The sequence below is a fragment of the Craurococcus roseus genome (genome assembly GCF_039523795.1).
Taxonomy (GTDB): Bacteria; Pseudomonadota; Alphaproteobacteria; order Acetobacterales; family Acetobacteraceae; genus Craurococcus; species Craurococcus roseus.
The window spans coordinates 1-19,617 of sequence record NZ_BAAAFZ010000074.1 but is presented as its reverse complement, the minus strand read 5'-3'; the positions used below and the strand labels follow the sequence as shown (position 1 = coordinate 19,617).

Below are 19,617 nucleotides of genomic sequence, written 5' to 3'. Positions count from 1 at the left end.
GACCGCCAGCGCCGCCGCAGCGGCGCACCACGCGGTCCGCGCGACGGCCCCGCGCGCCTCCACCGCCCGCACCGCGGCGAGGCCGGCGGCGCAGGCGATGGCGAGGCCGGCGATCTGGTACTGCACCCGCGCCCGCGCCGGGTCGGCGCCGGGCGCCCCGCCCAGCACCACCGAGTCCGTCGCCACGCCCCACGCGACGCCGCCGCCGACGGCCAATCCCAAAGCGAGGGTCGCGGCGCACATGGCTCGGCGCGCGGCGGCATCGGCTCCGACCAGCACGCCCGCGGCCAGCATCGCGGGGCCGAGCAGCACGGCTTGCGGTAATTTCTCCGCCAGCACGGCGGCCGAGGCGCTCCAGCTCCCCGCCGTCACCAGCCACAGCGGCAGCAAGGCGAAGCCGGCCAGCGGCGCGGCCAAGGCGGCGTCGGCGCGCCAGCGCCGCGCCGCGGCCAGGAGGACCAGCAAGGGCAGCGTCGCCGCCGCCGCGCCGGCGGTGAGGTCGAACGGCAAGGCGGCGAGCACCGGCAGGGACTTCAACGCCCCGGCGAAGTGCAGCGCCGCCACCGACGCGCCCGCGGCCCCCGCCAACGAGGCGTCCCACGGGACGCCGCGCGCGCCGGCGCCGTCCGAGGGCCACGCGGCCGCGGTCGTCATCGTGCGGGCGGCTGGGAAGCAGGGGCCGGCCGCGGGCGCCCCGCTTGGCGGGCGGAACGGCGATCGGACCGGCGCGGGCCGTCCCGGGACACGGGGATCGCGGCCTCAGCAGGCGTCGCGCCCGCCAACCGCGACAGCGGCGCCTTGCGCGGCAGACGCGCCGTCGCCGGCGGCCGGACGCCCGCGCGCGACGCCATGCACATGGGCGCGCTCACGACCGTCCGCCCGACCCCGGCGATCAAGGCCGCATACCTCCGCCTGCGCGGGCGGGGCGCCCCCGTCAGGCCCCTCGCCGTGCTCCGGGACAAAACCCCGTGGCAACGCGCTCGCCGAACGAGACCGTCGATCATTCCGCACCCGCCCGGCGCGCCCGCTCTTGCCGGCGGCGGTTGAGCAGCCGCTGCCAAGCCTCGACGGCCGCGGCTTCTTGGCCGCCGCGCGCGACCGGCGCGCCGCCGCCCGCCGCAAGCAACGCCGCGCAGGCGCCCAGCAGCAGCGCCGCCATCGGCGCCGCCACGGCGAGCAGCGCCAGCAGCAGCGCCCGGTTCGGCACGGAGGCCCGCAGTTCAACCGTCGGCGCGGAAACCAGCCGCGCCGCGACCGCCTCGTCCGCCGCCACCACCAGCGCCGCGCGCTGTTGCTGGCCGAGGAGGTCGTAGAGCTGGTTCCGGACGTAGACGTCGCGCTCCGCCGCCAGCCGCGCCTCGATGGCGGCGATGCGCCGCGACGCCACGCCGCCGATGTCGGCGCGGACCTTGGCTTCGGCGTGGGCGTGGAGCCGCCGCAGCGCGTCGAGCGCCGCGGCGCGGTCCGGGTGCGCGAGGGACAGGGTGAAGGTGACGGTGGCGACGCCCTGCGTCGCCGCCAAGCCGCGCTCCAGCCAAGCCAGAGCGTCGTCGGCGTCGGCCTCGATCCGCAGCCCCAGCGCCCGCCGCAACGCGCCGAGCGGGCCCGCGGCGCGGCGGGCGCCGAGGAAGGCCAGCAGGCCGGTGTCGCGCCCCAGCATGGCCGCGGCCTCCGGGGCGCGCAGCGCGTCGAGGTAGACGGCGAAGTTGCCGCCCGGCCGCGTGTCCAGCAGCGCGCCCGTGCCCAGCAACGGCGCCGGCGACAGCAGGGCGGAGGCGGCTATGCCCGTGGTTTCGGCGGGCGCGACCACCGCCTGCGCCACGAAGGAGCGCGGCCACAGAAGCACCGGCGCGGCGCCGAGCGCGAACAGCAGCGCGGCCAAGAGCGAGAGCCGCCACCGCCGCCGCCACAGGACGCGCAGAAGGTCCTCAAGCGGCACGGGCCGGCAGCTCGATGCGGGTGAGCAGGCGCGACACCGGCGCCGCGGCCCGCGCCGCCAGCACGGGCGCCGCGCGCACCTCGCCGTAGGCCGGGCTTTCCCAACCCTGCTCCAGCGCGCAGGCGAGCGGCGCGTCCGCGGTCACGGTCAAGCGCGCCAGCGGCCCTTCCGCCCCGTCCGCCGTTCCGCGCCACCCGCCGTCCGGCGCGAGGCGCCAACGCAGCGCGAGCCGGGCGAACCCCCCGGACACGCGGTCCTCGACCAGCCAGGCCCGGCCCTCGCGGCGCACCATGCGCGCATGGCGATTGCCGCGGTGGTCGCGCATCCAGGCCCCTTCCGGCAACCGGCCCGTCTCCGGCCAGCGCGCGAACAGGAAGCGCGACAAGCGCGGCATCTGGTCGGCGCCGTCGAACTCCACGGTGTTGTGCGCGGCGGTGCCGGTCAGGTGCGCGTGCCACCACGCCCGGCCCGGCGGCGGGTTGTAGGCGCCGGTGCCGCCGTCCCGGAGCAGGTTGAGCGGGCCGTCCCAGAGGTCGAGATGCAGCAGGTCGGCGTGGCCGGGTCGGAAGCGCAGCGGCCCCGTGCGCAGCAGCGCCCGCGCCCCGCCCTCGCCCGCCCAGCCCCGCATGCCCTCGCTTTCCCAATCTGGGGGCGCCACCGGCATCGGCGGGCACGGCGGCAGGTCGAGCCACGCGCAACCGGGATCGTCGACGAAGCCTGCGGAGCGCCCCGCGAGCAGCCGCGCCGCGCGCTCCAGGCTGGGCCGCGCATCCGCCGGGCCGGCAAGGGACAAGTCGGCGAAGGCGGAGCCGTCCTCGTGCCCGAGCCGCGGCGCGGCGCCGGCCGCGGGATCGGTCACGCGGCGCAGCCAAGCCACGGCGGCGGCGGCCCGCTCTCGCGCCGGGGCATCGAGGCAAGGGGCGTCGAAGCGGCGGCAGAGCCAGGTTGCGACCGCGAGCACGTCGAGCAGCAGCCTGTGGTAACCGGCGGAGAGCTGCGCGAAGGCGCCGCACTGGGCGACCAGGCGCCGCACCCGCGTCGACAGCCGCGCCGCTTCCCGTGCCGCGGCGCGTCGGTCGCCGAGCAGCAGGGCGCACGCCAGCAGCCCCGCCGGCTCCGACACGGCGTGGTTGTTGTCCTGCGCCGCGGCGTAGGCCGGCGTGGCGGCGATGCGGCGGGCGTGGAGCGCCAGCAGTTCCCGCGCCGCCGTCGTCGGTGCCGCTTCGCCGCCCAGCAGCGCGAGGGCGAGGGCGAAGTGCAGCGCCCGCAGCGCCGCTTCCTGGCCGCAAACCCAGTTCGGCCCCCGGAAGGGCGGGTTGGCGCGGAGCCAGTCGGCGACCAGCGCCTCCGCGCGTTCGAGGTGCCCGCCGCCGGGATCGAGCCGCGCCGCTTGCGCGAGCAGGGGCAGTTCGGCCCAGCGGCTGCGCTCCCACACCGGCCGTATGTCCCCGGCCCCATATGGGTCCAAAGCAAGCGCCGGCGCGGCAGGGTCGTAGCCGCCGTGCCAATCCGCCGCCACGACCAGCGCGGCGCGGGCGAGCACCTCCCCCGCATGGCGTGGCGCCACGGAAGGCGGCACCGGCGGCGCATCGCCGGGCAGGCATCGCCCGCCAGTGACCACTGACGGCGTCGGCCGGCCCCGCAGCGCGCGTTCCGACAGCGCCCGGCCCGCTGGGCTGCGATGCCACGCGGCCAACAGCACGGGCCGCGGCCCCAGCCACCGCACAGCACCCAACAGTTGCATGTGCGTGGCGCGTTTTTCCATTGCTTTGCGATATTATATACAGTGTAAGCGAACATCAATGCAAAGTGATCGCGGCATAGTTGTATCTAACGGGGACCTTTCGCTCGCCATGCCCGCGTCCTCGCGTCGCGCCCGCTTGCGCCGGTTGTGCGCCGGCGCCCTCGCCTCCTTGATGCTGGTGCAGTCGCCTTCCGCCCCGCACGCGCAGACCGGCCCGAACGGTCCTTTCCTGTCGCCGCCGTCCTTGCCCCCCACGCTGCCGGGCGGCGTGCCGCTGCCGGTGCTGCCGCCGGGGGCGCAGGCGGAGATCCTGCAACGCATCCTCGACGGCGCCCAATCACCCGCCGGCCGCCCCGCGCCGGCGCCATCCTACGCGCTTCCCGCACCGGCGCCTGTGACGCCAGCGTTCGCGCGCCCCGGGCCCGCCGTCGCCGCCCCGCCGCCGCCGGCGGCGCCCGCCGAACCGCTTTCGCCCGCGGAGGCGTTCTTCGCCGCCCGCGAAGCGCCGGACGCCGGCAAGCCGCCCTTGCGCCAGTTCGGCTACGACGGCCTCGCCGCCTCGGCGCCGCCGCTCGCGCCGCAACAGGGCTTCGGCGCGGTGCCCGAGGACTACCTGATCGGCCGCGACGACGAGCTCGTGCTCGCCTTCCGCGGCCGCGCCCGCCAAACCATGTCGCTGCGCGTGGGCCGCGACGGCGCCCTGCTGGTGCCGGACCTGGCGCCGATCCCCGCCGCCGGCCGCCGGTTGCGCGACCTGCGCGCCGACCTGGAAGCGAGGGCGATGCGCGACCTCGGCGGGTCGGAGGTGTTCCTGTCGCTCGGGCAGTTGCGGCAGATGGCGGTGTTCGTCGGCGGCGAGGTGCAGCGGCCCGGCGTGCAGGCCCTCACTTCGCTCTCGTCCGTGCTCGACGCGCTGGCCGCGGCGGGCGGCGTGCGGCGCACCGGGTCGCTCCGCGCGATCCGCGTGGAGGGACCGGGCGGCGCGCGGCGCATCGTGGACCTCTACCCCGTCGTCGCCGGCGAGGGCGGCGCGGCGCCGGACCTGATGCTGCGCGAGGGCGAGCGCATCCTGGTGCCGCCGCTCGGCGGCGCGGTCGCGGTGGGCGGCGAGGTGACGCGGCCGGGCATCTACGAGCTGCCGGCGGGCGCGGCCTCCGCGCCGCTTTCCGCCGTGCTGGCGCTCGCCGGGCAGCCGCTGCGCCCGGCCGGCAACCGCTTCGTGCTCGACACGACGGACGGCGCCGGCCGCCGCTCCCTGCACGAGATCGGCCCGCGCGACGCGCTCCGCCGCGGCGACGCGCTGCGGGTGGAGCCCGGCACGGACGTCGCGGCGGGCCGCATCCGCTTGGCCGGGCACGTTTCGGCGCCGCTGACCCGCGCCGCCGGCGGCGGCCGCGGCGGCAGCCTGCGCGCGCTGCTTTCCGACCCGCGGCTGGTGCGGCCCGACCCGTACCCGCGCCTGGGCGTGGTGTGGCGCACGGACGCCCGCACGCGCACGCGCCGCTTCCTGCCCTTCGACCTCGCCCGCGTGCTGCGCGGCGGCGCCGACTTGCCGCTCGCGGAGGGGGACGAAGTGGTCCTGCTCGGGCAGGCGGACGTGCTGTGGCTGTCCAGCCCGGGCGTGCAGCAAGCGCTGCGGGGCGAGGCGGGCGGCGCAGCAGCGGACGACCCCGCCTTTCAAACGGCTCCGGCCAGCGGCGCGCAACCCATCGCCGCGGCCCAGCCGGTCGGAACGCCCGCCGCGGCATCGTCCGGCGCGGACTGCCCTGCCCTGACCACGCTGGCCGTGGCGGCGCGGGCCTCGCGCGGGCGCTTCGCCCACGCGCGGAGCGGCGGCTTCCCCGACATCGGCCGCCTCCCCTGCCCGGCGGTGTTCGTCGAGTACCCGCTGCTGTTGCCGTTCCTGCTCGACCAAGCGGTGCTGCTGACAGGCGAGGTCGGGCTGCCGGGCCTCTACCCCGTCACGGGCGACACCGGCCTCGACGCCGTGCTGGCCGCGGCGGGCGGCGCGGCGGACACCGCCGACCTGTCCACCGTGGAGCTGTCGCGCGAGCCGGCGGAGAACACCGGCGCCCTGCCGTTGACGCGCCTGACGCTCGACCTCCGCTCGCGCAACTTCGCCGCGATCCGCTTGTCGCCGCGCGACGCGGTGCGCCTGCCGCGCGGCTTCGCCGACCGCGACACCGGCCCGGTGACGCTCACCGGCGAATTCCTGCGCCCCGGCTCCTACGACATCCGGCGCGGCGAGCGCCTGTCGGAGGTGATCGCGCGCGCCGGCGGCCTCACGCCGCAAGCCTACCCCTACGGCGCGGTGTTCACGCGCGAGAGCGTGCGCGCCCGCCAGCAGGAAGGGTTCGCGCGGAGCGCGCGCGAGCTGGAGCAAGGGCTGATGCAGGTGGCGGCCGGGCAGGCGGTCGCCGGCGTGCGAGGGGGCGGCGGCACCGATCTCGGCGGCGCCATAGCGGCAGGGCGCGAGTTGGCGAATTCGCTCCGGGGCGCGCGCGCCGCCGGGCGCATGGTGGTGGAGGCCAACCCGGTGCTGCTCGCCGGCCGGCCGGAGCTGGACGTGCTGCTGGAGCCCGGCGACCTGATCGCCATCCCGAAGCGCCCGAACGAGGTGACGGTGGTGGGCTCGGTGCTCAACCCGGGCAGCCTGCAATTCGCCACCGGCTGGCGCGCCGCCGACTACGTGCGCGCGGCCGGCGGCGAGCAGCGCTTCGCCGACCCGGGCCGCGCCTTCGTGGTGCTGCCGAACGGCCAATCCGTCCCGGCGGGCCTGGGCGCCTGGCAGGCGGGCGGGCCGCCGGTGCCGCCCGGCAGCCTGGTGGTGGTGCCGCAGGACCCCTCGCCCTACGAGAACTGGGGCTTCCTGCGCGACGCGACGCAGGTGCTCTCGCAGATCGCGCTCTCCACCGCGGCGCTGGCGGTGATCGTGCGGACGGGCTCGGCGCGTTAGGGCTGCGCCGGCGGGGGCGGGGAGGAGGCGCCCGGTCCGCGGACGAGCATCAGGTGCTGGAGCGGCAGCACGGTCTTCGCGTCCACGATCCCGCCGCGGCCGACCATGGCCCAGGCTTCGGCCAGCGGCAGTTCGAGCACCTCGATGTCCTCGCCCTCCTCGCGCAGGCCGCCGCCCTCGCCCGACCGTTCGCCGGGCTCGTACTCGGCGATGAAGAAGTGCAGCTTCTCCGCCGTGACGCCGGGGCTCATGTAGAGCGCGAAGACCTCGCGCAGCTCGCGGAGGGCGCAGCCCATCTCCTCCTCCGCCTCCTTGCGGGCGGTGCCGGTCGGGTCGTCGCCTTGCTCGATGTTGCCGGCGCAGGCTTCGATCAGCCGCGGCTCGTCGCCGTTCACCTGCGCGGGCAGGCGGAACTGGCGGGTCAGCAGCACGGTGGAGCGCCGCGGGTCCAACGGCAGCACCACGACGGACGGGCCGATGGCGTAGACCTCGCGCCGGAGGTCCTGGCGCGCCCCGTCCCGCCGGCGGTGGGAGAAGCTGTACCGGCGGAGCGGGTAGCGGTCCTCGGCCAGCGTCTCCACCGCCTTGATCTCGACCTCGTCGCCCATGCCCGCTTCCCCTTCGGCCTGCCTGATGCACCGCGACGCGCGCGCGTCGCGCCGGAGTCCCGCGAACGGCGCGGCGGCGGCGGCGTTCCACCGGGTGCGCCTCATCGCATCCCATCGCCAGGGCCGACACGAAGCCTCTCGACGACGCGAACGCCGTCGCCGCCGCCACGCGCGGCCGCCTCCTCGCGCGCCCCGCCTTGCCCGTGACCGACGACCGGTCGCCGCAACCGCCGGGGTTGCACGCGCTCGGGCTCGGCGGGCGCCGGGACGGGCTGCTGCGGGTTCCGAACGTCGCCGGGGACGGCGGCGTCCTGCCATTGGTCGTCATGCTCCACGGCGCCGGCGGGCACGCGACGGGCGCGCTGCGGCTGGTCGAGGCCGCGGCGCCCGGGGCGTTGATCCTGGCCCCGGAAAGCCGCGGCCCGACCTGGGACGTGATCCTGGGCGCCTACGGGCCGGACGTCGCCTTCCCCGACGCGGCCTTGCGCGCCGTGTTCGGGCGCCGCCGCGTGGACCCGCGGCGCGTGGCGCTGGCGGGCTTCTCCGACGGCGCCTCCTACGCCGTGTCGCTGGCGCTCGGGAACGGCGACCTGTTCACCCACGCCCTCGCCTTCTCGCCGGGCTTCGCCGCGCCGCCCGCGCCCGTCGGCCGGCCGCGCCTCTTCGTTTCGCACGGCGTCGCGGACGTTGTGCTGCCGATCGGGGCGTGCAGCCGACGGCTTGTGCCGCGCCTGCGCGCCGCCGGTTACGAGGTCCGCACCGCGAGTTCGACGGCGGCCACTTCGTGCCGCCCGAACTCGCTTCGGAGGCTATCGGAATGCTCGCCGAAGGCTGACGCGCCGCGGCCACGGGCAGCATCGCACATGCGATGAAAATTCATTAGAAACTTAACTTATAGGCGAAATCACTGCTATGCTGCACGCCGCGCGTGTAGGCGCCAGATCAGAGCAGCACTGCATTTTTGCCGGTTACGTCAGCACACCCGTTTCTACGGCGACAAAGGGCGAATGCGCGCCGGGCCCCATGGCGGGGCTTGGCGCTGGCCGCCGCCGCCCTCGCCGTTCCGGCCCGGGCGCAAGAACCGCCCGCCACCGGGAGCGACCTCGGCGGCGCCGGGCTGATCGAAATGCGCAACGCCCGTTTCCGTCCCGACGGCACGGTCGAGGCGGGCGCGGCGTGGCGGCGGCAGCGGCGTTCGTGGTTCCTGTCCTTCCAGGCGCTGCCCTTCCTGGAAACGACGTTCCGCCTCACCGACCGGCTGGACGCGACGCGCGGGCGCGGCATCAGCAACGACCGCGCCTTCGACTTGAAGCTGCGCCTTTGGCAGGAGAACGCGTGGCGCCCGGCGCTGGCCGTCGGCGTGCAGGACGTGATCGGCACCGGCCTCTACGCCGGCGAGTACGTCGTCGCCTCCAAGCGGTTCTGGGACGTGGACGTGTCGCTGGGCCTCGGCTGGGGCCGGCTCGGCACCGGCGCGGACATCGGCAACCCGTTCGAGGCGTTGTGGGACGGATTCGGCGAGCGGCGCCGGGACGTCGGCGCGGGCGGCACGCCCAACCTCGGCAGCGTGTTCCGCGGCGGGCGCGCGGCGGTGTTCGGCGGCCTGGAATGGAGCGTGCCGCCCCTGCCCTCGCCCTTCGGCGGCATCGAGGGCCTCCGCGCCAAGGTCGAATGGTCGGGCGACGCGCTGCGCGACGAGCGCGGCGGCTACCCGGCGCGCACGACGGGGCTGCGCGGCAAGGCGGCATCGCGCCTCAACCTCGGCCTGCAATGGCAGCCGAACCCCTACGTGGACGCGGGCGTCCACTTCGTCCACGGCACCGACCTGCTGCTGCGCCTGTCGCTGCGGATGGACCCAGACCGCCCGCCGGACCTGCCGCGCGCCGCGCCGCCCGCGATGGCCGCCCGCCCCGACGAAGGCCGGCCCGAGGGCCTTCCCGCCGCGCTGCGTGCCGCCGGGTTCCGCCCGGTGCGGATCGCGGTGGAGGGCGACGAGGCCCGGATCGCCGTCGAGGGCGGCCGCTACGCCACGCTCGCGCAAACGGCGGGTCGCGTCGCGCGGGCCGCGCAGCCGCACCTGCCGCCCGAGGTGGAGCGCCTGCGCCTGGAATGGCGCCGCCAGGGCGTGACGGTGGCGCGGCTGGTGCTGCCGCGCGCCGCGATGGAGGCCGCCGCGAGCGGCCACGGCAGCGCCGAGGAGGTGCTCGCGTCCTCGACGCTGCTTCCGGCGGAGGCCGAAGCGCCGCTCGAAGGCCCGTCGCTCGCCTGGGCGGTGGAGCCGCGGCTCTCGGTGCTGTTCGGCGACCCCAAGACCGGCTTCCGCTGGCAGGCCGGGATCGGCGCGGGCGCGCGCGTCGGCCTGGGCGAAGGCTTCGCCGTGTCCGGCAGCGCGGCGCGGACGCTGGCCGGCAACCTCGACGAGGGCTTGCCGAGCGACAGCGAGCTGCCCCGCGTCCGCAGCGACTTCGCCCGCTACGCGCGCGAGGGCCGCACCTCCATCCCGACGCTCTACGGCGAGCGCATCTGGACCCCGGCGCCGGACGTGTTCGCCCGCGTCACCGCCGGGCTGCTGGAGCCGATGTTCGCCGGCGTGTCGGCCGAGGCGCTGTGGCGCCCGCACGCCAAGCCCTTCGCGCTCGGCCTCGACCTCAATTGGGTGGCGCAGCGCGCCTACGACGGCGGCTTCTCCACGCTCGGCTACAGCGTGGCGACCGGCCACCTCTCGCTCTACGCCGACCTGCCCTGGTGGAACCTCTACGGCGTGCTGCGCGGCGGGCGCTACCTCGCCGGCGATTGGGGCGGCACGGTCGAGGTTGGGCGCCGCTTCGCCAGCGGCATTGAGGTCGGCGGCTTCGCCACCTTCACCAACGTGCCCTTCAGCCGGTTCGGCGAGGGCAGCTTCGACAAGGGCATCTACCTGCGCTTCCCGCTGCAACTGCTCGGGCCGGAAACGGCCTCGCGCGCGTCGGCGACGGTGCGGCCGGTGCAGCGCGACGGCGGCCAGCGCTTGGCAGTGGACAACCCGCTCTGGGAGGTGGCGCGCGACGGCCGGGCGGACGCGCTCCAGCGGGGGTTCATGGGTTTTTTGCGGTAGCGGGCGGCCCTCGACGCGATTGTTGCGACGTTAACACAAAAATGTTACGATGGTTCATCGCAACGATCGGGGCTTCAGGACAATGCAGGGATTCGCCGCGCTCGCCCTGGTGGCGCTCTTGCCGGCTTGCGCGACCGTCGTGGAGGGCACCAGCGACACCGTCACGCTCTCCACCAACCCGGCGGGCGCGACCTGCACGGTGGACCGCAACGGCGAGCGGGTCGCCGCCGTCGCCACGACGCCGGGCAGCGTCCGCATCGGGAAGAGCCGGCACGACCTCAACGTGACCTGCACCAAGGAGGGCTACCAGCCCGCCACCGTCGCCGCCTCGTCGAAGTTCACCGGAGCGACCTTCGGCAACGTCATCGCCGGCGGCGTGGTCGGCGTTGTCGTGGACGCCGCCTCGGGCGCGAACAACCGCTATCCTTCCGAGGTGAGGCTCGACCTCGTGGAGAATCCCGCCGCGCCGCCGCCCGCGCCGGTGGCGCAGGTGCCGAGCCCGGTGCTCCGCCCCGCCTCGCACGAGCGGTTGCGCGGCCCGGGCATGTAACGGCGCTCCTTACTCGAAGGGCACCCAGGGGCGCGGCGGCGGGGCCGTGGCGTCCCGCCCGGCCGCCGCCACTTCCGCGTCCAGCGCGGACAGGAAGCGGGAGCGGTCAGCGCGGGTCAGCGGCGCGGGTCCGCCGGTGGCCATGCCCGCTTCCCGCAGGCCGCGCGCCACCGCCCGCCCCGCCAGCGCGCCGCCGATATTGTCCGTGGTCCAGGATTGCCCCTTGGGCGACAGGGCGCGGGCGCCGCGTTCCAGGCAGCGGGCGGCGAGCGGGATGTCGGCGGTGACGCAGACGTCGCCGCGGCCGATGCGCTCGGCGATCCAGTCGTCGGCGGCGTCGGCGCCCTCCGCCACCACCACGGTTTCCACCAGCGGCAGGCCGGGCGGGCGCGCCGGGCGCGAGCCGTTGCTCACCACCCGCACCGGCAGGCCGAGCCGACCCGAGACGCGGAACACTTCCTCGCGCACCGGGCAGGCGTCGCCGTCCACGTAGATCGTCGTTGTCACAGCCGCGTCCCCGCCTCGTCCAGCGAACGCCCGAACCGCAGCGCCGGCCGCCCGAAACCCCGCGCGACATAGAACGCGTGCGCCTCGCGGCGCTGCTCGCCGGTGGTCGGTTCCAGCACGCCGCAACCTTTTTGGCGACCGCTGCGGCGAACCTTCCGCATCATGGAACGCCTTTCGGCTTCGAGCGGCGCCCGGGGACAGTCCCGTGAAGCGTCGCTGCCGGCCGGGGCGCGATCATCGGCACGGGCCGCCGGCAGGGTCCAAAAAGGACGGCCCGATCGCATAACGCTGGCGAGCCCGATGGAACAAGGCGTAACGATAACGTGGTCGCCCTACCGGACCGCCGGGGAGGTTCGGCCCCTCGTTGACGCCCCTGTAGGTGTAACCATGCGTAACCGAGCCTCGCCGCGCAGAGGATCGGGGTCCATATAGGTCCCGCGACGTTGGAAGGTTTGATGCGAAACCCGCGTTTCCTCCCATTTTTGGTACTCCTCCTGTGCTGGCTGGCCCTGCCCGGCGCGGCGGCGCCTGCCCGTGCCCAGCCCGGCGGCGCCCCGGTCCCGGTGGCGACCGAGCCGGTGCGGGTCGGGCCGGTGCCGGTGGAGGTCATCGCCAACGGGGTGGTGGCGGCGGAGTCCGTCGTTTCGGTCCGCCCGCGCGTGGACGGGCAGATCGAGCAGGTCCACGTGGTGGAGGGCCAGATGGTCCGGCGCGGCCAGCCGCTGTTCACGCTGGACACGCGCCTGACCCGCGCCGTCCTGGCGCAGCAGGAAGCGACGCTGGCGCGCGACCGCGCCCAGGCCGTCCGCGCCCAGGCGGACGCCCAGCGCTACCAGTCGCTCCGCGGCGAGAGCTTCGCGTCCCAGCAGCGCTTCGAGCAGGCGCAGGCGGACGCCGCGGCCTCGGCCGCCACCGTCCGGGCCACCGAGGCCCAGATCGCACAGACCAAGCTGAGCCTCGATTTCGCCACCATCACCGCCGAGATCGACGGGCGCCTCGGCGCCCTGCCCATCCGCGTCGGCAACGTGGCGCGCGCGGGCGAAAACACGCCGCTGGCGACGATCACGCAGATCGACCCGGTCCTGGTGCAGTTCGCGGTGCCGGAGCGCTGGCTCGGCGAGATCAAGGCGGCGATGGCGGAGCGCCCGCCCCATGTCCGCGCCCGCCCCGACCAGCCGGGCGCCCCGGCCGCCGAAGGCGAACTCGTGTTCGTGGACAGCTCGGTGGACACCAACACCGGCACCATCCTGCTCAAGGCCCGCTTCCCCAATGCCGACATGAAGCTCTGGCCGGGCCAGTACGTGCAGGTCGCGCTGGTGACGCGGCAGGAGGAGGCGATCTCGGTGCCCGCGGCGGCGGTGCAGACCGGGCAGCAGGGGCGGTTCGTCTTCGTGCTGGCGCCGGACGGCACCGCCCGCCGGCGCCCGGTGGAGCTGGTCCGCACCGTGGGCGACCGTGCCGTCGTGCGCGGGCCGTTGGCCGAAGGCGACAAGGCCATCACGGACGGCGCGCAGCGGGTGGCGGACGGCTGGCGCGTGGTGGAACGGGCGGCGCCGGCCGTCGCCGGGTCGCCCCAGCGCGTCTCTTCCAGCAAACCATGACGCCAGGGACGGCCGGATGAACATCTCGGAATTCTGCATCCGCCGTCCGGTGACGACCTGGCTGCTCTCTATCGCGGCCCTGATCGCCGGGATCATCGCCTACACCCGCCTGCCGGTGGCGGCGATCCCGCGCGTGGACTTCCCGGTCATCTCCGTCTTCGCCAACTTCCCCGGCGCCAGCCCCGAGACCATGGCGACCAGCGTGGCGTTGCCGCTGGAACGCGAGTTCTCGACCATCGCCGGCCTGGAGTCGATGTCCTCCACGAACGGGCAGGACACGACCAACATCACCCTGCAATTCGTGCTGGGCCGCAATATCGACGCAGCGGCGCAGGACGTGCAGGCGGCGCTGACGCGGGCGCAGCGGCGCCTGCCCATCGACATGCCCAACCCGCCTTCCTACCGGAAGGTGAACCCGGCCGACGCGCCGGTGGTGCTGCTGGCGCTGACCGGCGGCGACCTGCCGCTCTACCGGCTGAACGACGTGGCGAGCACCATCATCGCCCCGGCCCTGTCGCGCGTGCCCGGCGTGGCGCAGGTGCAGACCTGGGGCGAGCAGCTCTATTCCGTGCGCATCCGGCTCGACCCGGATCGCATCGCCGCCATGGGCCTCGCCTTCGACACAGTGCAGCAGGCGGTGGCGGCGGCCAACTCCAACACGCCGGTCGGGCTGCTCCAGGGCCAGCGGCAGCAGCTCACGCTCCGCGCCAACGACCAGCCGCAGGACGCCGAAGCCTTCGGCAACCTCGTGGTGGGCGGCCGCGCCCAGTCGCCCATCCGCTTGAACGAGGTGGCGGAGGTGGTGGATGGCGTGCAGAACGAGCGAGTCGCCTCCTGGCGCGACGGCCAGCGGTCGCTCACCCTCGCGGTGCTGCGCCAGCCGGACGCCAACACGGTGGACGTGGTGGACGGCGTGCGCGCCAGCCTGCCCGCCCTCCTGGCCGCCCTGCCGCCCGGCGCCTCGGTCGACGTCATGTTCGACCGCTCCACCTCCATCCGGGCCGCCGTCCACGACGTGCAGGAGAGCCTCGTCATCGCCATCGGGCTGGTGGTGCTGGTGTGCTTCCTGTTCCTCCGCCGCCTGTCCGCCACCCTGATCCCGACGGTGGCGGTGCCGATCAGCCTCGCCGCCACCTTCGGGCTGATGTGGGCGCTGGGCTACGGCATCGACAACGTGACCCTGCTCGGCCTCACCATCGCGGTCGGGCTGGTGGTGGACGACGCCATCGTCATGCTGGAAGCGGTGGTGCGCCACATCGAGGAGGGGATGGCGCCCCTCCAAGCGGCGATCCGCGGCGCGCGCGAGATCGGCTTCACCATCATCTCCATCACCCTTTCGCTGATCGCGGTGTTCCTGCCCATCCTGCTGATGGGCGGCGTGGTGGGCCGGGTGTTCAACGCCTTCGCCGCCACCGTCTCCCTCGCCGTGCTCGCCTCCTGCGTCGTTTCGCTGACGCTTACCCCGCTGATGGCCAGCCGGCTCCGCGTCGTGCACCGGCCGGGGCTGGTGGACCGCGGCCTGGAGCGCGGCTTGCGGGCCTTCGAGCGCGGCTACGCCTGGCTGCTGGACCGGGCGCTGCGCCTCCGGCCGCTGGTCTGGCTCGTCTTCCTCGGCTCCATCGCCGCGGCCGGCTGGATGGCGTTCACCATCCCCAAGGGCTTCTTCCCGATCGAGGACACCGGCCTGCTTTCGGTCAGCACGGAAGGGCCGCGCGGCGCCTCCATGGACGCCATGGCGGAGATGCAGAACCGGCTGGCCGGGACCTTCAAGGACTCGCCCCACGTGGTCCACGTGGTGTCGAGCCTGGGGACGCAGGGCGGCAGCGTGTCCATCAACCAGGGCCGCATGTTCATCGAGCTGAAGCCCCGCGCCGAGCGGCCGCCGGTGGGCGAGGTGATCCAGGAGCTGCGCCGCGCGGCCGGCGCCACGCCGGGGCTGCGGGTGTTCCTGACGCCGGTCCAGAACATCTCCTTCGGCGCCCGCCAGGCCCGCACCCAGTACATCTACACCCTCCAAGGGCTGCGGTTGGAGGAGCTGTACGAATGGGCGCCCCGGCTGGAGCAGCGCTTGCAACGCATCCCGCTGCTCCAGGACGTGAACACCGACCTCCAGCTCGACAGCCCGGTGGTGCAGGTGAACGTGGACCGCGACCGCGCCACGGCGCTCGGCGTCACGGTGGAGCAGGTGCGGCAAGCCTTGTTCTCGGCCTTCGGCGCCCGGCAGATCTCCACCATCTACGGCCAGGCCAACGCCTACCCGGTGATCCTGGAAGCCTTGCCGGAGGACCAGCGCGACGAGGGCGGGCTGGCCAAGCTCTACATCCGCTCCAACACCGGGCGGCTGGTGCCGCTCTCGGCGATGGCGAGCATCGAGCGCCGCTCCGGGCCGCTGAACGTCAGCCACCAGGGCCAGCTCCCGGCGGTGGTGATCGGCTTCAACACCCCGCCCGGCGTGGCCCTGGGCGACGCGGTGGACGCGATACGGGCCGTCGAGCGCGAGATGGGCATGCCGCCCTCGGTGGTCACGGGCTTCAGCGGCGCCGCGCAGATCTTCCAGGAGGCGGTCGCCGGCCAGGGCCTGCTGGTGCTGGCGGCGGTGCTGATCATGTACGTGGTGCTGGGCGTCCTCTACGAGAGCCTGATCCACCCGCTCACCATCCTCTCCGGCCTGCCGGCGGCGGCGCTGGGCGCGCTGGCGACGCTGTGGCTGTTCGGCCTCGACCTGTCGGTCATCGCGGTGATCGGCGTCTTGCTGCTGATAGGGCTGGTGAAGAAGAACGCCATCATGATCGTGGACGTGGCGCTCCAGCGCCAGCGCGCCGGCAGCCCCGCCTTCACCGCCGTGCGCGAGGCGTGCTTGGTGCGCTTCCGGCCCATCATGATGACGACGCTCGCGGCCGGCGCCGGCGCCGTGCCGATCGCCATGGGTTGGGGCGCCGCGGCGGAGCTGCGCCAGCCGCTGGGCCTCGCGGTGGTGGGCGGCTTGGCGGTGTCGCAGGTGCTGACGCTGTTCGTGACGCCGGTGCTCTACCTCGGCTTCGACGGGCTGGCGCGGCGCCTCACAACGCGCCGGCGGCGGGCCCCGGAAGCGGCGGCGCCCGCGGAGTAGCGGGGCGTGGCGGAACGCCGGCCGGTCCGATCGGCGGCCGGCGCGGCGAGGCGCGGGCATCAGCCCGACGAGCGCGGGACACCTTCTTCCCGGTCGGCTTCCGCCGGTTCCTGCGCCTCGAACCCGGCCAGGGCCGCGTCGTCGCCGACGATCCGCTCCGCCCGGCCGAGGGGCACCTCGATCTCGCACGCGAGCCCGTCCCCGTTCCACTCCATGGAGACCGCGCCGCCGAGTTGCCCGCGCAAGGTGCCTTCGAGCACGCGCGACCCGAAGCCGCGCTTCGCCGGAGGCCCTTTCGGCGGGGGGCCGCCGCTCTCGACCCAGCGCAGCCCGAGAACGCCGCCGGACGCGCCCCCGACCCGCCAGGAGATCGAGACCCGGCCGGCCGGGGCCGACAGAGCGCCGTACTTCACGGCGTTGGTCGCCAGCTCGTGGACCGCCATGGACAAGGGCTGCGCCGCCCCCGGCGGCAGCGCCACCGGCGGCCCGCGCAGTTCGGCCCGCGGGCCGGAACCGCCGTCGAGGAACGCCGCCAGTTCGCCGCGCAGGATGGCGTGCAGGTCGGCGCCGGCCCAGCGGTCCTTGGCGAGGAGCGTCTGCGCGCGGGCCAGGGCGGCCACGCGGCCCTCTATCGCCTGGACGAATCCGGCCAGGTCGTCGGCCCGCGTCAGCCGCAACGCCGCCTGCACCACCGCCAGCATGTTCTTGGCGCGGTGGTCCAGCTCCCGCGTCAGCAACGTTTGGCGGTCCGTCGCCCGCTTCTCCTCGTCGATGTCCGCGATCAGCACCAGGGCCGCCGCGACGCCGCCGTCCTCGCTGGGCATCGGGATGCCGCTGACGCGGCGCCAGCGTCCGCCGCTGGACGCGCCGTCGCGGTAGAGGAAATCCTGGTTGAGCGCGACCTCGCCCCGCAGCGCCCGCGCGCCGGGATAGTCCCGGGCCTCGACGCGCCGCCCGTCCGGGTGGAAGGCGACCCATTCCCCGGGAGGGGCCGCTTCGAAGGAAGGGATCACGGGCCGCGCCAGGAGGCGGCGGAGTTCAGGGTTGGCGGCCATGATCCGCCCGGACCGGTCCACCAGACCGGCGCCCACCGGCAGGTGCTCGACCAGCGCCTCCATCTGCTGCGCTTGGCGCAACGCTCGCTCCGCGCGCTCGCGCTCCTCGGCCTCGGCCCACAGCTTGCGGTTGGCCTCTGTGAGTTCGCGGGTGCGCTCGGCCACCCGCCGTTCGAGTTCCTGGTTGTTGTCGCGCATCGCGGCGACGACCCGCAGGCGGTCCACCGCGGCGGCGAGCAGGTTGGCGTAGCCGCGGAGGAAGGTGATGTCGCTTTCGGAGAATTCGCGGGGCTTGCGGCTGTCCACTTGCAGGATGCCGAAGGGCGGGTGGTCGTCGGCGCCGATGATGAGGACGTTCACCATCGCCTTGACGCCGTTTTCCTTCAGGAATGGCGCGTACTCGAAGCGGTCCTCATCGTCGATGTTGGAGGAGATCACCGGCTCCCCGGTCTTGATGGCGTGGCCCTCGGACGTGCCGTCCCTGAGCTTGAGCGCGACTTGGCCGACCACGCCCGGCTTCCAGCCGATCCCGGCGCGCACCAGGAGGGTTTCACCGTCCTCTTGCAGTTCCACGACCTTGGCCAGGTCGGTGCCGAGCGCCTCCCCCACCAAGCGGCACGCCTCGGTCAGGATCTCGTCCAGGTCGTGGGATTTCAGGGCGAGTTCGCCGAACCTGGCCAAGGCGGTTTGCTGCCCGCGCAATTCCTGGTTCTCGTCCGACGTCGGCCCGGTCAAAGCAGCCTTCCCCATGTGTCCGCTCCCGAACGCCGGCGGCTGAAAGCCGTTTCAGCGCGTGGGGATTCCCGCGACCGTGCGGAGCGGGGAGCGGCCACGGGTCGACCGGACCGGCGCCGGGCGGGAACAGATGCCGGGCGCGGGAATGCGCCCGAACCGCCACCCGCCCCGCGGTGCCGCCGCCCTCACCCGGACCCGGGCGCCCCGGAGCGGTGTCCGCTCACCGCGGCCCCCGCGTCCGGCGCGAGGCGCGCGTGGAACGGCGCCGAGGCCGCGATCACCGCGCCGGCCACCAGGAACGCGGCCGCGAAGTCGCCGATCCCGAGCGCGTGGCGCCCCGCCAGCGCCGCGCTCGCCTCCAGCGCCGCCGTCGCCAGCACCACGCCGAGCGCCGGCGCGAGTTGCTGCACCGTGCCGAACAGGCTGGTCCCGGCCGAAAGGCGCTCCGCCGGCAGATCGGCGAAGGCCAGCGCGTTCAGGGCGCTGAACTGGAGCGAGCGGAACAGGCCGCCCAGCGCCAGCACGGCGAAGATCGCCGCCACCGGCCACGCCGGCGACAGCGCGGCGAGCACCGCCACGCCCGCCGCCGAGAGCAGCGCGCCGCCGACCAGCGCCCGGCGGAAGCCGAAGCGCCGCAGCACCGGGCGCGCCAGCGGCTTCATGGCGAAGGCGCCGAGCGCGGTGGCGAAGGAAACCAGCCCCGCCTCCGACGCGCTCTTGCCGAAGCCCAGTTGCAGCAGCAGCGGCACCAGGAACGGCGTGGCGCCGGCGCCGATCCGGAACAGGCTGCCGGCGAGCGCCCCTTGCCGGAACGTCGCCACGTGCGTTAGCGAGAGGTCGAGGGCCGGACGCGCCGCCCGGCGGCAGTGGCGCACCGCCGCCCAGCCCACCAGCAGCCCGGCGGCGAATCCCGCTTCCGGGAGCGGCTTCGGGACGACGCCGCGGCCGAGCGTCTCCAGCCCGAACATCAGCAGCGCGAGGGCCAGGCCCACCAGGGCCAGGCCGACCACGTCCGGCGGCCCCGGGTCGCGCGGCGGGATGCGCGGAATCTTCCAGGCCACCAGCGCGAGGCCGAGCGCGCCGATCGGCAGGTTGATGAGGAACACCGCGTGCCAGCCGAAGGCGTCCGTCAGGAAGCCCCCGAGCGGCGGGCCACTGACCGGCCCCAGCATGGCCGGCATCGTCAGCCACGCCATGGCGGAGAGCATCTCGTCCTTGCGCACCTGCCGCAGCAGCAGGAGGCGGGCGACGGGCACCATCATGGCGCCGCCGAAGCCCTGGAGCACCCGCGCCCCGACCAGCGCCGGCAGGCTCCCCGACGCCGCGCAAAGTGCCGACGCCGCGGTGAACACGACGATCGCCGCCATGAACACGCGCTTGGCGCCGAAGCGGTCCGCCACCCATCCCGAGAGCGGGATGAACACGGTAAGGGAGACCAGGTAGGCGGTGATGGCGGCGCCGAGCCGCGCCGGCTCCACGTCGAGGTCGCGGGCCATGGACGGCAGGGCGGTGGTGACCGCGGAACCGTCCAGGTTCTGCATGAACAGCGCGCTGGCGACGATGGCGGCCACCAGGCGCGGGTCGGCAACGCGCCGGGGCTCGTCGGCCGGGGCCGTCGCCGCGTCCGCGGCGGGAATGGTGCCGATCGGCGGCCCGCCCGTCGCGCCGTCGGCGGACGCCACCTGGGCCGCGACTGTGGCGAGGGGCGCTCCCGCGGCG

14 protein-coding genes and 1 pseudogene are annotated in these 19,617 nt (G+C 75.1%); 7 read left to right on the top strand and 8 right to left on the bottom strand.

What is annotated here, in order from left to right; all coding sequences use genetic code 11:
• Nucleotides 1-654, bottom strand: a pseudogene (locus ABD067_RS21800) (hypothetical protein); the annotation flags it as partial.
• Here ABD067_RS21800 and ABD067_RS26510 point away from each other — a divergent pair.
• Complete coding sequence (locus ABD067_RS26510) at nucleotides 550-1,047, top strand: transposase (protein WP_408871586.1); 498 nt, start codon at nucleotides 550-552, stop codon at nucleotides 1,045-1,047. The pseudogene ABD067_RS21800 and the gene ABD067_RS26510 overlap by 105 nt on opposite strands.
• Here ABD067_RS26510 and ABD067_RS21795 read toward each other — a convergent pair.
• Nucleotides 1,001-1,939 carry a hypothetical protein gene (locus ABD067_RS21795; RefSeq protein WP_343897515.1) on the bottom strand — a complete coding sequence of 313 codons (939 nt, stop codon included), beginning with the start codon at nucleotides 1,937-1,939 and terminating at the stop codon, nucleotides 1,001-1,003. The genes ABD067_RS26510 and ABD067_RS21795 overlap by 47 nt on opposite strands.
• Nucleotides 1,929-3,506: a heparinase II/III family protein gene (locus ABD067_RS21790; RefSeq protein WP_343897514.1), complete on the bottom strand. Its 1,578-nt coding sequence runs from the start codon at nucleotides 3,504-3,506 to the stop codon at nucleotides 1,929-1,931. Before ABD067_RS21790 ends, ABD067_RS21795 begins: the two co-directional genes overlap by 11 nt.
• A 286-nt stretch (nucleotides 3,507-3,792) precedes the next feature.
• On the opposite strand from ABD067_RS21790, the gene ABD067_RS21785 reads away from it, so the two are divergent.
• On the top strand, nucleotides 3,793-6,639 hold the full coding sequence (locus ABD067_RS21785; protein WP_343897513.1) for an SLBB domain-containing protein: 2,847 nt from the start codon (nucleotides 3,793-3,795) through the stop codon (nucleotides 6,637-6,639).
• Here the strand turns inward: ABD067_RS21785 and ABD067_RS21780 are convergent.
• On the bottom strand, nucleotides 6,636-7,352 hold the full coding sequence (locus ABD067_RS21780) for an NUDIX domain-containing protein (RefSeq protein ID WP_343897512.1): 717 nt from the start codon (nucleotides 7,350-7,352) through the stop codon (nucleotides 6,636-6,638). The two genes, ABD067_RS21785 and ABD067_RS21780, sit on opposite strands and share 4 nt — an antisense overlap.
• A 98-nt stretch (nucleotides 7,353-7,450) precedes the next feature.
• Between ABD067_RS21780 and ABD067_RS21775 the strand changes: the two genes are divergently transcribed.
• From ABD067_RS21775 to ABD067_RS21765, 3 genes are all read left to right on the top strand, one after another.
• Entirely contained in the window at nucleotides 7,451-8,119 is a 669-nt protein-coding gene (locus ABD067_RS21775) for an alpha/beta hydrolase (protein ID WP_343897511.1), read from the top strand.
• 161 nt (nucleotides 8,120-8,280) lie between these two features.
• The gene (locus ABD067_RS21770) at nucleotides 8,281-10,341 is read left to right on the top strand and encodes a YjbH domain-containing protein (protein WP_343897510.1); all 2,061 of its coding nucleotides are present in this window, start codon (nucleotides 8,281-8,283) and stop codon (nucleotides 10,339-10,341) included.
• A gap of 82 nt (nucleotides 10,342-10,423) precedes the next feature.
• Entirely contained in the window at nucleotides 10,424-10,891 is a 468-nt protein-coding gene (locus ABD067_RS21765; RefSeq protein ID WP_343897509.1) for a hypothetical protein, read from the top strand.
• Nucleotides 10,892-10,900: 9 nt separating this feature from the next.
• Here ABD067_RS21765 and ABD067_RS21760 read toward each other — a convergent pair whose 3' ends face one another.
• Together ABD067_RS21760 and ABD067_RS21755 are read right to left on the bottom strand one after the other, a co-directional pair.
• Nucleotides 10,901-11,398: a YaiI/YqxD family protein gene (locus ABD067_RS21760; RefSeq protein ID WP_343897508.1), complete on the bottom strand. Its 498-nt coding sequence runs from the start codon at nucleotides 11,396-11,398 to the stop codon at nucleotides 10,901-10,903.
• On the bottom strand, nucleotides 11,395-11,517 hold the full coding sequence (locus ABD067_RS21755; RefSeq protein ID WP_343897507.1) for a hypothetical protein: 123 nt from the start codon (nucleotides 11,515-11,517) through the stop codon (nucleotides 11,395-11,397). Before ABD067_RS21755 ends, ABD067_RS21760 begins: the two co-directional genes overlap by 4 nt.
• 336 nt (nucleotides 11,518-11,853) lie before the next feature.
• Between ABD067_RS21755 and ABD067_RS21750 the strand changes: the two genes are divergently transcribed.
• Together ABD067_RS21750 and ABD067_RS21745 are read left to right on the top strand one after the other, a co-directional pair.
• Nucleotides 11,854-12,999 (top strand): efflux RND transporter periplasmic adaptor subunit, encoded by a 1,146-nt coding sequence (locus ABD067_RS21750; RefSeq protein ID WP_343897505.1) that lies wholly within the window; start codon nucleotides 11,854-11,856, stop codon nucleotides 12,997-12,999.
• Between the two features lie 16 nt (nucleotides 13,000-13,015).
• On the top strand, nucleotides 13,016-16,108 hold the full coding sequence (locus ABD067_RS21745) for an efflux RND transporter permease subunit (RefSeq protein WP_343897504.1): 3,093 nt from the start codon (nucleotides 13,016-13,018) through the stop codon (nucleotides 16,106-16,108).
• A 59-nt stretch (nucleotides 16,109-16,167) separates the two neighbouring features.
• Here the strand turns inward: ABD067_RS21745 and ABD067_RS21740 are convergent, their stop codons facing one another.
• The gene (locus tag ABD067_RS21740) at nucleotides 16,168-17,898 is read right to left on the bottom strand and encodes an HWE histidine kinase domain-containing protein (protein ID WP_343897503.1); all 1,731 of its coding nucleotides are present in this window, start codon (nucleotides 17,896-17,898) and stop codon (nucleotides 16,168-16,170) included.
• A gap of 185 nt (nucleotides 17,899-18,083) precedes the next feature.
• On the bottom strand, nucleotides 18,084-19,617 hold a 1,534-nt coding region (locus ABD067_RS21735; RefSeq protein ID WP_408871585.1), incomplete at its 5' end, for an MFS transporter.

Excerpts from the sequence above, each read along its gene's own strand:
- ABD067_RS21780 (WP_343897512.1), bottom strand. The coding sequence starts at position 7,352 with ATGAGGCGCACCCGGTGGAACGCCGCCGCCGCCGCGCCGTTCGCGGGA.
- ABD067_RS21745 (WP_343897504.1), top strand. The coding sequence starts at position 13,016 with ATGAACATCTCGGAATTCTGCATCCGCCGTCCGGTGACGACCTGGCTG.
- ABD067_RS21765 (WP_343897509.1), top strand. The coding sequence starts at position 10,424 with ATGCAGGGATTCGCCGCGCTCGCCCTGGTGGCGCTCTTGCCGGCTTGC.
- ABD067_RS21785 (WP_343897513.1), top strand. The coding sequence starts at position 3,793 with ATGCCCGCGTCCTCGCGTCGCGCCCGCTTGCGCCGGTTGTGCGCCGGC.
- ABD067_RS21750 (WP_343897505.1), top strand. The coding sequence starts at position 11,854 with ATGCGAAACCCGCGTTTCCTCCCATTTTTGGTACTCCTCCTGTGCTGG.